The sequence below is a fragment of the Shewanella piezotolerans WP3 genome (assembly GCF_000014885.1).
In the GTDB taxonomy this organism is placed as follows: Bacteria; Pseudomonadota; Gammaproteobacteria; order Enterobacterales; family Shewanellaceae; genus Shewanella; species Shewanella piezotolerans.
Genome location: NC_011566.1, coordinates 42,759 through 55,305 on the forward strand (window position 1 = coordinate 42,759; position 12,547 = coordinate 55,305).

Below are 12,547 nucleotides of genomic sequence, written 5' to 3' on the forward strand. Positions count from 1 at the left end.
AACGGCTTCAACAACTGTAGGTGTTGGAGTCATTCCTCCCTTGTTTGGCTGCAACACCCTTTTTATTAAGCTACGGCAAAAACTCTTACATATAAAAGGCGAAAAGCTTAGCAAAATCTTGATATGAATTTGCTGGGTTTTTCGTATTAAGTATTTACTAAATAAGGCGATTGCAACTAAATGGAATTATATAAAACACTCGAGCAAGCAGGGCTTGATCCTGTAAAGGTAGCGCTATCTTCAGTTGGGCAGCTGTATGCAATGAGTGAAGATAATTTGTTGTCGTTCAAGCATTCACTGGTCGTAGAATCATTTAAATTTCATTACCAAGCTAACGAGTTCTTTCGCCATGCTTGCGACTCTCGAGGCATCTTACCGTCGAAGATTTTAACTGCCGACGACTTAATCAAAATTCCTTTAATCCCTATTCATCTTTTTAAGGCTAATGATAACCATAAGCTGCTATCAAAAGGGTTAAACAGCATTGAATTGGAGATGCGCAGCACAGGAACATCGGGGATCCCTAGTGTGTCTCGTCGTTGCAGCGATACGGTGGATAACGCAATTCTAGGTATCTACGCCATGTACCGTGAGTTTTTAAAGTTATCAAAAGGTGCCGGATTGTATCTTTGTCCTTCGACAGAAGAGATCCCTGAGATGGGGATGATTAAAGCACTTAATTTGCTAGCAGGTTTGTTAGATACCCATAAATTTATGGTAAAGAATGAAACCTTCGCCCCTGAAGATGCTATTGAACAGTTAAAAAGTTGGGGTGGAACATTTGATCGCCATATCATTGGACCTCCATTCCTGATTAATCGCTTCATCCGATACTTAAAGGCAACTAACACTCGACTCAAATTAGATAAAAATACCTTTGTCATTACTTTAGGCGGCTGGAAGCGCTTTAGCGGCGACATGCTATCAAGGGCTGAATTTAACCAAGAGTGTATTGAGTATCTCGGTGTAAGAGAAGAGCAGATCCGCGATGTTTATGCGCTTGTTGAGTCCAATGTCATTGCAATTGATGATGAGAATGGCGTGAAACATGTATCTCCTTTTGTGCACTTTTCTGTGCGTGATCCTAAAAACTTAGAGAGTGAAGTTGAGCCAGGTGAAATTGGTCAGCTAGCTATTTTGGATCCGCTATCGAGATCAACTCCTGGATTTATTTTAACGGAAGATCTTATTCGATTATTACCTAAAAAAGATGGCGCTGGCCGCAGCGGGCAGCGGATGCAATATGTAATGCGATTACCTGAATCTAAAGAGTTTGGATGTTGTGCGGTAAACCTTGATAAACGTTTAGATGACCTTGAACTGCAGCAACAAACAGCTTGCCCAATAGTGTCTTAACTGCCTGAATAAACCTAGAGAGATTGAGTTATGTATAACGATATTATCATTGATAATTTTAGCAACCCTAAGTTTGTTGGTGATTTAGAGTCGGCGGATTACAAGTTCGAAATTGGTAACCCTGTATGCGGTGACCGTATACACATGCAGGTTAGTTTTGATGGAGATAACATTCGCGAGAGCAGTTTTAGGGCGTGGGGGTGTGCAACATCTGTTGCGACTGCCAATATCTTTTGCGATTCAATCATCGGTAAATCGATAGATGAAATCTCGATGCGCCAAGCGGATGAAATTTCAGACATGCTGGGTGAACTAGAGCCCTCGCAGCAGCATTGCATCAATATACTGAGTGAGTTACATCGAGAGTTAGCGCTTGCAGTATCACTAGAAGAGGGCTAATCAGTGAACCAACAGCACCTTCAAGGCTATTTTGACTACAACGCCACGACGCCGATTTCTGAAGGGGTGGCATTATCAATGCAGCCTGCAATTAATCTCTTTGCTAACCCTTCGAGCCCTAATCGGTACTCAGTAAATAGTCGTGCAGCGATCTCTCAGGCTAGAGATAACCTTGCTGATTTATTAAGTACAGACGCGAAAAAGATCTTTTTTACTTCTGGTGGCTCAGAGGCAAATAATTGGGCGATTAAAGGGGTGCTGTTTAAACACCTAAACAACCCTGGGCATATTATTACCTCTTCAATGGAACATGCTTCGGTGCTTGATACTGTGCGCTATTGCGTTGAAGAGCTTGGTTTTAGTGCTACATATCTACAGCCTGATGCAGCAGGGCATATCAAGATAAGCGATTTTGAGTCTGCGCTAACCATAGATACACAGCTCGTTAGTGTCATGTACGCAAACAATGAAACTGGTGCCATTCAGCCAATAGAACAACTTTGTAGTATTGCTGCAGAACACAAGATCCCTGTACATGTAGATGCGGTGCAGTTTGTTGGTAAGCGCTTGATTGATGTAGAGCTGTTAGGTGTTGATTACCTGTCTTTATCTGCGCACAAGTTTTATGGCCCAAAGGGCGTAGGCTGCCTCTATATTAAAGATAAAGATGCAATCGGGCCTTTGATCCATGGCGGTGGACAAGAATTTTCGATGCGTTCAGGTACAGAAAATCTCGTTGCTATGTCAGGGATTTCGGTTGCAGCAGAAGAAGCAAATCGAGAACTAGTATATTGGGACAGTCACTGCTTTAGGCTTAAAAAACAGATGATGGATCTGCTTGAAGCAGCCCCTATAGCTCTCGCCTTTAATGGCGCGACAGATTACGACTCTGCACTGTCTAATACATTAAATATATCAATCGACGGTATACGTGGAGAAGCTCTGGCTTTGAGGCTAGAGATGTTGCATGGCTTTATTATTTCTGTGGGATCAGCGTGCAGTAATAACAAAACTAAGCAGTTATCCCATGTTTTGATGGCGATGGGGCTGACAGAAGAGAGGGTGTTAGGGGCTATTAGGGTAAGCTTTGGCTGCTTCACTAACGCACAGCAAGTGAGTAAATTTGTCGACGCCTTGGTTACTGAGGTGCGACAGTTGCTACATATTAGTGGCGGTGAAGCGTTATGAGACAGTGCCAACTGTTGATGAGTGTCATTCGTGAACATGCGCAGCGAGAGCCTGAAACGATTGCTTGTTCCTTTCAACCAAGAGGTCCTGAAACGGCCATTCACCTGACTTACCAAGAGCTAGTGGATAGGGTTGAGTCGAGAGCGAAGTTGCTAGTCCGACTCAGCTATCGACAGAAATATATCGCACTACTATTTCCTACTGGGCTCGAATTTATTGTTGATTTTTTGGCTTGCTTACGCGCTGGGGTTATCGCGGTTCCACTTAATGTAACCCGTAATACTAAACAGTTTGAGCGGACTCTGACTATTTTAGCTGATGCCAAAGTGCAGGCGATCCTTACTACTGCGGATACTCAAAAAACGCTATCTAAACAGTTGAGTGAGGTCAATGGTTACCATGAATCTGATTTCATTTGGATTGATGAGCATTATCGCACACTAGAAGATATTGATATTCCGGTTGTTTCTCCTGAGCAGGTGGCTTTTATTCAATATACCTCATCTACGAGTAGTCCTAAAGGGGTTATGGTTACCCAAGCCAATGTGTTGCATAACATGCAGGTAATGCAGACGTCTTGTCAGCACCCTAAGGGTGCCGTTGTCGGAGGTTGGCTACCACAATTCCATGATATGGGCTTAGTTGGACATATGTTGTTACCGCTCTACTTAGCTGGCAGGTATGTTTTTATGCCACCAATGAGTTTTATTCAGCGACCAAGTCGATGGCTAAAGCTCATATCGCAATATCGAATTTTTTGTTCTGCAGCGCCTAATTTTGGCTATGAGCACTGCGTCAATTTAATCCGTGAGTCAGAAGATCTGTCTGATCTAGATTTAAGTTGTTGGAAGATTGCTTTGAATGGTTCAGAACCCGTTAGTGCTGCCACTATGCAGCAGTTCTCACATCGATTTTACCATCTCGGTTTTGATCATAATGCTTTTTTTCCAAGTTATGGGATGGCAGAGACAACACTGTTTGTCTCTGGTGGTCCTCAAGGTACTGGAGTGCAATCGCTCTCACTAGATAAAGCATCATTTGAGTTAGGTAAAGTTGAGGTTAAGCCAGATGGTGTGAAAGTGGTGTGTTGTGGCGCGATTAATAAAGACTTTACCGTCCGTGTTGTTAATCCTCAGACATTTGAAATCTGTCGTTCTAATGAGACGGGGGAAATTTGGATTGCAGGAGAGTCTGTAGCGCAAGGCTATTTAAATCAAACTGCAAAAACCGTAACGGACTTCCAAGCTAAACTTGCTAATGGCGATACGACGCCTTACATGCGAACGGGCGATATGGGCTTCATTCTAGATGGCCAGTTGTATATTACTGGGCGTATCAAAGAACTGCTTATAGTACGAGGACGTAATCTTTACCCCTATGATATTGAGCGCACATGCCGTTCATATCGCTATGCGGCTAAAGGGAACGGTGCTGCGGTATTTACTTTTACCCGAGATTCTAAAACAAAGCTTGCCGCCGTTGTTGAGGTGAGTAGGCAGGCATTATCAGAAAAGCCGCCGCGTCAATTGATAGACGATCTTAAAGCTTTAGTGACGGAGGAGCATGAAATTGCTCTAGACCGTATTTTAGTTGTCCCACCTGGAACTATCCCTAAGACCACAAGCGGCAAAGTGAAGCGAACTGCTTGTAGTGCACTTTTGTAAGCTCAGAATTTGTTAAAGGAAATAACAGTGAAATTTTGTAGACAGACCTTAACCGAAGATATCAGCCAATACCTCTCCGAAGCCATCGAGGAGTTTAGTTCTGAGCAGCACCTAGACACTTCGTTCTCTCGTTTGGGGCTAGACTCTACTGGGCATGTGCAGTTATCGACCATTGTTGAAGATCATACTCAAACTGAAATTGAGCCAACTATCGCATTTGACTATCCGACGATTAATTCCTTATTGCAATTTTTGGAAGGTAAATATCAACAAGTAAAAGAGATTGCTTAGAATGTTGCTTATTGATGTTGTGGTTATTGGTGCTGGCCAGAATGGATTATTCATGGCTAAAAGGTTACAAGAACAAGGGGTTAACTACCTTGTTTTGGAGCGCAGCACTGTTGGTCAAGTGTGGGATAATCGCCTTGAAGGAATGAAATTATTTACCTCACGTCAGTTTTGTCAATTGCCAGGCTTGGCTTTTCCTGGGGATCAATGGGGCTACCCTTCGATTATCGAAATGGCTGATTACTTACGTCGTTACGCTGCAACATTTGAGCTTAATATTCGATCACAAACCAGCGTTGTTTCAATGAAAAAAGTGGACGAAATTTTTCATATAAGAACCGGTGATGGATTGTTGTTATCGACTAAAGCCGTGATCAATGCGACTGGAGCCAATCAATCCCCCTTTATTCCGAAACTTGCTGACGGGCTATCAAACAGCGTAACCCAGTATTCTTCGAGCTTAAAATCATTAGCTGAAATTAAGAGTAACACCAAAGTTTTAGTGGTTGGTGATGGTGCTACTGGGCGGCAAATTGCTGGTGGGCTTGCGAGTCGCTGCAAGGTCACTTTATCTCAAGGCCGTAAGCGTACCTTCCCACCTAATAAAGTACTTGGTAGGGATATTTTTTGGTGGTTAAAGTTACTGGGTGTTTTATTTGCAAGTCGCAGCAGTAAGGTTGCTCGTATTATCCAAAAGCGTAATCCAGTGCCTTGTGGTGAATTTAATAATGCGGGTTTGCGTATTTTAGGCGTAACACTTAAAGGGCGCTTGATTCGAGCCACTGATCGCCGAGTGTACTTTAACGATGGTCGGTTAGATGGCGTTGATGTCGTTATCTGGACAGTGGGTTATCGAGATAAAACTGACTGGCTAATGATTCCTGGTTGTGTTGACGAGCAAGGCTTTGTGCAAGAGCAAGGCTGTACTCCTGAACCAGGACTATTTGTTATAGGTCGTAAGTGGCTAAGTTGCCGTGCATCTGAGTTGATTCTTGGGGTAGAAAAAGACGTCAACTCAGTTGTGAGTTTAGTTGAAGCTTTTATTAAGCAAAGGAACTCGCTATGAGTACGGATACTCAGTGGCAGAAAATGCTGACCTCTAAATTTGCTTCAGGGGTGTTACTTATTTGCTTGTTGCTGACAGGGATTTGCATTGTTGGTCTTAAGGATATGGGGCTTTCGAGCGACTACAAAATATTTTTTGATGACAATGATACCGATCTACAAACATTGGAACAGATGGATGCCACCTATACGGCGACCGATAATGTTTTTATCATGATTAAGCCCAAGCAGGGGCAGATCTATAACGTTGAAACCCTGTCGCTGGTTTATCAGCTAACCGACAGGCTGTGGCAGATCCCATTCTCTTCACGAGTTGACTCGCTAACTAACTATCCCTTCAGCTGGGCTGAGGGCGATAATATTGAAATTGAAGAACTGCTATATGAAGAGGATCAGCTGGACTTAGCTCGAATTAACTTTATTAAGCGAGCAGCTGAAGGCGAGGTAGACCTCATTGACAGCTTAGTGACTAGTGATGGGGTGTATACAGCGATTAATGTGACGACTTTACTGCCAGGCGAAAACCACAAAGCAGAAATACTCGCGATTATGCAAGCGGTAGAGGCGGATATCCAAGAGTTTAAACTGCGTTATCCAGAGCACTCTTTTTATGTCACAGGGTTAGTGACTATGAACGGCGCTTTTTTTAAAGCGGCTAAAGCAGATTTTACTTCCCTAATTCCATTGATGATCGTATTTGTTCTCGTTGCTGCTGGTGTCATTCTCGGTTCGGCGCAGGCGGCATTGAGTATATTGGTGGTATTGGTGTTGTCGTTACTTGGAGCGTTAGGTCTTGCTGGATGGCTGGGGATCAATCTTTCTGCTCCTTCTGTATCAGCACCAATCATTATGTTTACCGTGATCGTGGCTTCGAGCATACATATTATCAGTTATGTTAAACGGCAGTTGATATTGGGCCACTCACAATTTGATGCCGTGCTGAGTTCGTACCAACACAATGCCAAGCCGATTATTGTTAGCCATATAACGACCATCATTGGTTTTCTCGCGATGAACGCCAGTGACTCTCCACCGTTTCGAGACCTGGGCAATATTGTCGCTTTTGGCGTGATGTTCTCTCTTATATTGTCGTTTACCTTGTTGCCTCGACTGCTGCTATGGATCCGAATTTCCACGAAGCAAACGATAGTCACGAATATTTTTGAACGTATGAATGGCTTAGCTAGTATCGTCATATGCTATCGAAATCTTATACTTTTTACCTTTTTGCCAGTCAGTGTTGTGTTTGCTTCATTGAGTTTTCTCAATGAAACCGATGATGATTTGATTAAATACTTTAATAAAAGTGTGCCCTTTAGAGCACAAGCAGAGGAGATCGATCAGCATTTTTCTGGGTTATATAACATAGGCTATTCGCTGTCGAGCAATCAAGATAATGGTATTTTTTCACCGACGTACTTAGGTTTTGTCGACAAGTTTGACACTTGGTTATTGACTCAACAAGAGGTGGTGACTACAGATAGTCCTTTGCACCGTATTAAACAGCTTAACCAGCTTATTAACGGGGATCAAAGCCAGTTTTATCAAATACCCAAAACCGCAAAATTAGCCGCACAACACTTTTTGCTTTATGAGATGTCTTTGCCTTTTGGCAAAGATGTGGGCAACCAAGTGAGTTTTGACAAATCTTCATTCAAGCTCACTGCTCGACTAAAGAATATGACATCGGTTGAGATGTTAGCATTCGAGGCTAGAGTGACTAAATGGTTACAGCAAAATACTGTGCAAGGGATAACGTTTGAGTACTCCAGCCCTTCGCTTATCTTCTCTCATGTAGGGCAGAACAATATCTTTAGCTTGCTACAGGGAGCATTCATTGCCTTTTTGGTTATTTCTCTGGCGTTAACAGCTGTGTTTCGTTCTTTCTACATTGGCATATTGACCTTAATTCCTAACTTGATACCTGTCGGTGCAGCTTTTGGTTTTTGGTATTGCATACAGGGGCATATTTCTATGGGGTTGGCCGGAGTGTCAGCGATGGCTATTGGGATCATCGTCGACGATACCGTGCACTTTCTTTACCAATATATTCAAGGCTTGAAGCGAGGTTTAACCCCTGAACAAAGTGTCATCAGCACTTTTGAGCACACCATGAGTGCGATTGTTATTAGCTCTATTTTGTTAGTTGTGGGCTTTATGTTGCTATCGAGCTCATCTTTCGAAAAGAATGCCCAGATGGGGTTGCTCACCAGTGGCACCATAGTTTTGGCGCTACTGTTTGATCTTATTGTGCTACCCGCCATCGTTTTAAAATTTATGCGCCGTTTGCCGCAATATGCTGGGCAACCACATCTGACACTTGATCAAGCTAAGTGAGAATCAAATGAGAGTATGTAATATCGTGATAACTGGCTTTATCTGTAGCTACAGCTTAAGTTTTTCGGCAAACACTGTTGCTAATAGCGATAGTGAGCAGCAAGGCTACGCTATTGCCAGTGCTGTCGAGCTTCGAGATGAAGGCTTTACTGATAGCCGAGCGATGCTAACGATGGAGCTACAAAGTAAGGCTGGAGCTAAAACGAGCAGAAAACTAGATATCAGCGTATTAGAAAATGCAGCTGAAGGTGATAAATCACTTATTAGGTTTACTTTTCCAGCTGATATTAATGGCACGGCTCTACTGACTCATCCCGATAAAAGTAAATCAGATGAGCAGTGGTTGTATCTTCCTGAGGTACGGCGAGTTAAACGCATAGGTTCTAGAAATAAAGCGGGCGCTTTTGTTGGCAGTGAATTTTCCTTTGAGGACATGACCAACAAAGAGCTGGATGATTACAGTTATAACTATCTTTATAGTTTGCCTTGTAATGAAATCCAAGCTCATGCCGCTGAATTTTCCGATAAGCAGTGTGATGTGATTGAGCGCTTTCCCGTAGATAAACATTCTGGTTATAGCAAACAGCAGTTATGGATCGAAAATACCGAACAAAAAATCATTAAAATAGAGTATTTCGATAGAAAAAAATCACTGCTTAAGGTGTTTACAGCGTCTGGCTTTAAGTTATATCAAGATAAGTATTGGCGACCGAGTTTAGTCGAGATGAAAAATGTACAGACCGGCAAAGTAACCCGATTAAGCTACCAAAGTATAGTGTTTGCGTCGGGCTTATCTGAGCAAGACTTTCACCGCAGCGGGTTAAGGGACTAGCCATTGTTAATGAGGTTGTTGCCAAGATTTATCTTGGGCTTACTACTTGCGATTGGCTGCACTAGTGTTGTGGCGCAATCATTGCTGGATAGCTTAAACATCGATATAGCTGCGACATCACGTTATTATTTTGAGTCGACCCATACTCCAGAAACTATTATTGATGACTTGGCTTATGGGGCTCGCGGTGAACTACAGGCATCTCACCGATTTGGCATGGTGAAGTTGGACGCTAAGCTTTTTGCTAATTGGGATAGTGCTGATGACCATCGTCGTTATACCGATATCCGTCAAGCAAAGCTCTCTGGGCGCTGGGGCAATTTTAGTGTTGCAGCCGGGGTAGATACTTTTTTTTGGGGAGTATCTGAATCAATAAATCTTGTTAATGTGATTAACCAATCAGACATAAGAGAAAGTCTAGACAACAAAGTGAAGCAGGGACAGACCTTTGCCTCATTGAGCTACCGATTAGATGCTGGAGAGGTCGGGCTTTATTTTTTGCCTGTTTTTAGCGCTCGTGAGTTTCCACTTCGCCCAGCTTATGGCTTACCTATTTCTGATGTTGATCGTTATGAAGATAATGATAAAAACGGAGGCATTGCCGCTAGAGGCCTGTTTTACGTTGATGAGTTTGAGTTTGCTCTTGGTTATTTTAGCGGTACTCGACGAGATCCACTCTTGGTGCGATATCCTCAAGCGAGTGAGTTGACACCCTTCTATATTCAAACTGAAAACCTACTTTTTGACGCGGTCTATCTGTCCGATTCGTTAACTTATAAGTGGGAGTTTAAAACTGGCCGTGAACTCGGTAGTGGTTTTGTCGCTAGCAATATCGGGCTTGAGTATCCAATCTATGCTCTTGAGGGATCATTACAGGATTTGGTGGTTATTGCTGAATATGTGTTTGATGACCGCGGGGAGCGCGCCGAGTCTCATGGGGATAATGACCTTTTTCTAGGGGCCAAATTTGAGTTTGCTGAGAACGCAGCCCAGGTAAGGTTACTCTATAGTTATGATTGGGGTAATTCGAGCCAGTATGCTGAGCTGAGCTATCAGTATCGATTAAATGATTATCTGCGTATTAAAGCCAAAGTAATGGGGGTGTTGTCAGCCACTGAAGAAGCAAAACGTTTATATGCTTTGAAAAGTGAGGAGTTTGCTAAATTTAGTATTCATTACGCTTTTTAAATTGAGCTTTATACTGGGCATTTCTTTACAGAAATGCTGGCTCCCCACGCAGCGAGAAATCTAGAGTTTTACCTACCTTATGATAGACTGAGCCAACGTTGATATTTGGCTATAAAATAATAAGGTAAATCACCATGGAACAGCTAGCGCATCTTTATCACGAACACATTAGCGAGTTAAACCGTCGTGTCGCTGATATCACTTCTCGTGAAAATCTGTCCGGCCTAGTAATCCATTCAGGCCAACCCCATAGACAGTTTTTAGATGACATGGACTATCCATTCAAGGTTAACCCTCACTTTAAAGCTTGGTTACCGGTGATCGATAACCCTAACTCTTGGTTAGTTGTTAATGGCCACGATAAACCGACGCTTATTTTTTATCGTCCAGTTGATTTTTGGCATAAAGTGGCTGATGAACCAACAGATTTTTGGGCCGAATATGTCGATATCAAATACCTAACTAAAGCTGATAAAGTTGCGGAGTTTTTACCCGCTGATATTGATAATTGGGCCTATATTGGTGAACATTTAGATGTTGCAGATGTATTAGGTTTTAACAGACGCAACCCCGATTCAGTATTGAGTTACCTTAATTATCACAGAGCGGATAAAACCGCTTATGAACTCGCATGTATGCGCAAGTCGAATAGTATCGCGGTGACCGGTCATCAAGCGGCGAAAACGGCTTTTTATAATGGCGCCAGTGAATTCGAGATCCTTCAAGTTTATCTAAGTGCTATCTCGCAGGGTGAAAACCAAGTGCCATATAGTAGTATTGTGGCGTTAAATGAAAATGCTGCGATATTGCACTACACCGCGCTAGAACAAACATCACCACCACAAAGACTTTCATTTTTGATTGATGCCGGCGCCAATTTTCATGGTTATGCTTCCGACATTACTCGTAGCTACGCATTCGAAAAGAACATTTTTGATGATTTGATCACTGCCATGGATAGCATGCAATTGCAGATAATTGCGATGATGAAACCAGGCGTTAGTTACGTTGACCTGCACGTCGCGACACATCATAAATTGGCACAAATATTGATTGATTTTGACATTGCAACAGGTGATGCTGCGGGATTAGTCGAGCAGGGGATCACCAGTGCTTTCTTCCCCCATGGTCTTGGACATATGTTAGGGCTACAGGTGCATGACATGGGCGGCTTCCTTGCTGATGAAAAGGGGACTCATATTGCTTCTCCTGCGGAACATCCTTTCTTGCGGTGCACGCGTACATTAGCTGAAAATCAAGTATTGACGATCGAACCAGGTGTTTACATTATCGATTCATTATTGGCGCAGCTAAAGCAAGACAATCGCCAGCAGCAAGTCAATTGGAATACCGTTGATATCTTGCGTCCATTTGGTGGTATTCGAATTGAAGACAATGTGATTGTTCACTGTGATAGAACTGAAAATATGACTCGTAACTTTGGCCTAAATCGCTAAGGATGTGTCAGTTTTAATCCACTTCTTAAAAATGAGAAATTTAATGAGTCATTCATTTTGAGTGAGAGCTACCTGATCCCCGCAAGTGACTTATTGGTCGAGGAGGAGATCAAACATAGCCGATTTATCTCCTACATATTTCACTGCCAGTCTGAAGCAAAGCTTAAGTGTGTACTTACTAACTTGAGGGCGGAATACCCAGGAGCAAGCCACTACTGCTACGCATTTGTCGCGAGTGCACCATCAGACAGTATTAATATTGGTTCAAGTGATGATGGTGAACCATCGGGTAGTGCCGGCCGGCCGATGCTGGCCGCTCTGCAAGGCAGTGACATCGGTGAAGTTGGTGCGGTGGTTATCCGTTATTTCGGTGGCACTAAGTTAGGTGTTGGTGGGCTGGTACGTGCGTATAGCGCAGGCCTAAAAAAAGGATTGCCTCAGCTTGAGACTAAGCTTAAGCAGATCCGCTATCCGGGGACATTAGTTTGTGGTTACCATCAACTTAAAGATGTTGAGCATCTTTTTTCACGCTGTGATGTGGTTATTGCTGATAAGGTCTTTACCGATAATATCAGTATTGAATTTGCCATTCCTAAGCGCTTTAAAGATGAGCTTAACCTAGAGTTGGCCACCATGAGCCAAGGGCAGTTGAAAGCGCTGTTCGACTGAAGAGGCTAAACTCTCGCTGAGCGATCAAATCTTTATGTTGGTTGGTATAAGTAAAACGATTGTGAACATTACAACGAAGTGTGCGAAAATGCATTTGAGCAAAA

At 42.9% G+C, this 12,547-nt stretch carries 11 protein-coding genes; all 11 read left to right on the forward strand.

The window, feature by feature from the left end; translation table 11 throughout:
- Positions 1 to 180: 180 nt before the first annotated feature.
- The 11 genes from SWP_RS00180 to SWP_RS00230 all read left to right on the forward strand — a co-directional run bounded on the left by SWP_RS00180 (position 181) and on the right by SWP_RS00230 (position 12,443).
- Positions 181 to 1,356 (forward strand): LuxE/PaaK family acyltransferase, encoded by a 1,176-nt coding sequence (locus tag SWP_RS00180; RefSeq protein ID WP_020910269.1) that lies wholly within the window; start codon positions 181 to 183, stop codon positions 1,354 to 1,356.
- A gap of 30 nt (positions 1,357 to 1,386) precedes the next feature.
- The gene (locus tag SWP_RS00185; protein ID WP_020910270.1) at positions 1,387 to 1,755 is read left to right on the forward strand and encodes an iron-sulfur cluster assembly scaffold protein; all 369 of its coding nucleotides are present in this window, start codon (positions 1,387 to 1,389) and stop codon (positions 1,753 to 1,755) included.
- Positions 1,756 to 1,758: 3 nt separating this feature from the next.
- Positions 1,759 to 2,943: a cysteine desulfurase family protein gene (locus tag SWP_RS00190; protein WP_044555503.1), complete on the forward strand. Its 1,185-nt coding sequence runs from the start codon at positions 1,759 to 1,761 to the stop codon at positions 2,941 to 2,943.
- Complete coding sequence (locus tag SWP_RS00195; RefSeq protein WP_020910272.1) at positions 2,940 to 4,607, forward strand: fatty acyl-AMP ligase; 1,668 nt, start codon at positions 2,940 to 2,942, stop codon at positions 4,605 to 4,607. Before SWP_RS00190 ends, SWP_RS00195 begins: the two co-directional genes overlap by 4 nt.
- A 27-nt stretch (positions 4,608 to 4,634) precedes the next feature.
- Complete coding sequence (locus SWP_RS00200) at positions 4,635 to 4,898, forward strand: acyl carrier protein (RefSeq protein ID WP_020910273.1); 264 nt, start codon at positions 4,635 to 4,637, stop codon at positions 4,896 to 4,898.
- Between the two features lies 1 nt (position 4,899).
- Complete coding sequence (locus SWP_RS00205; protein WP_020910274.1) at positions 4,900 to 5,961, forward strand: flavin-containing monooxygenase; 1,062 nt, start codon at positions 4,900 to 4,902, stop codon at positions 5,959 to 5,961.
- Positions 5,958 to 8,297 carry an efflux RND transporter permease subunit gene (locus tag SWP_RS00210; protein WP_020910275.1) on the forward strand — a complete coding sequence of 780 codons (2,340 nt, stop codon included), beginning with the start codon at positions 5,958 to 5,960 and terminating at the stop codon, positions 8,295 to 8,297. The genes SWP_RS00205 and SWP_RS00210 overlap by 4 nt, the downstream gene beginning before the upstream one ends.
- 7 nt (positions 8,298 to 8,304) lie before the next feature.
- Positions 8,305 to 9,129, forward strand: a complete 825-nt coding sequence (locus SWP_RS00215) for an outer membrane lipoprotein-sorting protein (protein WP_020910276.1) — start codon at positions 8,305 to 8,307, stop codon at positions 9,127 to 9,129.
- A gap of 18 nt (positions 9,130 to 9,147) precedes the next feature.
- Positions 9,148 to 10,317 carry a hypothetical protein gene (locus tag SWP_RS00220; RefSeq protein ID WP_143711151.1) on the forward strand — a complete coding sequence of 390 codons (1,170 nt, stop codon included), beginning with the start codon at positions 9,148 to 9,150 and terminating at the stop codon, positions 10,315 to 10,317.
- 134 nt (positions 10,318 to 10,451) lie between these two features.
- Positions 10,452 to 11,774 (forward strand): Xaa-Pro dipeptidase, encoded by a 1,323-nt coding sequence (gene pepQ, locus SWP_RS00225; RefSeq protein ID WP_020910278.1) that lies wholly within the window; start codon positions 10,452 to 10,454, stop codon positions 11,772 to 11,774.
- A 57-nt stretch (positions 11,775 to 11,831) separates the two neighbouring features.
- On the forward strand, positions 11,832 to 12,443 hold the full coding sequence (locus SWP_RS00230) for a YigZ family protein (protein ID WP_020910279.1): 612 nt from the start codon (positions 11,832 to 11,834) through the stop codon (positions 12,441 to 12,443).
- Positions 12,444 to 12,547: the final 104 nt, after the last annotated feature.

What these genes read in the sequence shown, in the direction of transcription:
- SWP_RS00180 (WP_020910269.1), top strand. Translation starts at nt 181, where the DNA reads ATGGAATTATATAAAACACTCGAGCAAGCAGGGCTTGATCCTGTAAAG.
- SWP_RS00185 (WP_020910270.1), top strand. Translation starts at nt 1,387, where the DNA reads ATGTATAACGATATTATCATTGATAATTTTAGCAACCCTAAGTTTGTT.
- SWP_RS00195 (WP_020910272.1), top strand. Translation starts at nt 2,940, where the DNA reads ATGAGACAGTGCCAACTGTTGATGAGTGTCATTCGTGAACATGCGCAG.
- SWP_RS00205 (WP_020910274.1), top strand. Translation starts at nt 4,900, where the DNA reads ATGTTGCTTATTGATGTTGTGGTTATTGGTGCTGGCCAGAATGGATTA.
- SWP_RS00210 (WP_020910275.1), top strand. Translation starts at nt 5,958, where the DNA reads ATGAGTACGGATACTCAGTGGCAGAAAATGCTGACCTCTAAATTTGCT.
- SWP_RS00215 (WP_020910276.1), top strand. Translation starts at nt 8,305, where the DNA reads ATGAGAGTATGTAATATCGTGATAACTGGCTTTATCTGTAGCTACAGC.
- pepQ (WP_020910278.1), top strand. Translation starts at nt 10,452, where the DNA reads ATGGAACAGCTAGCGCATCTTTATCACGAACACATTAGCGAGTTAAAC.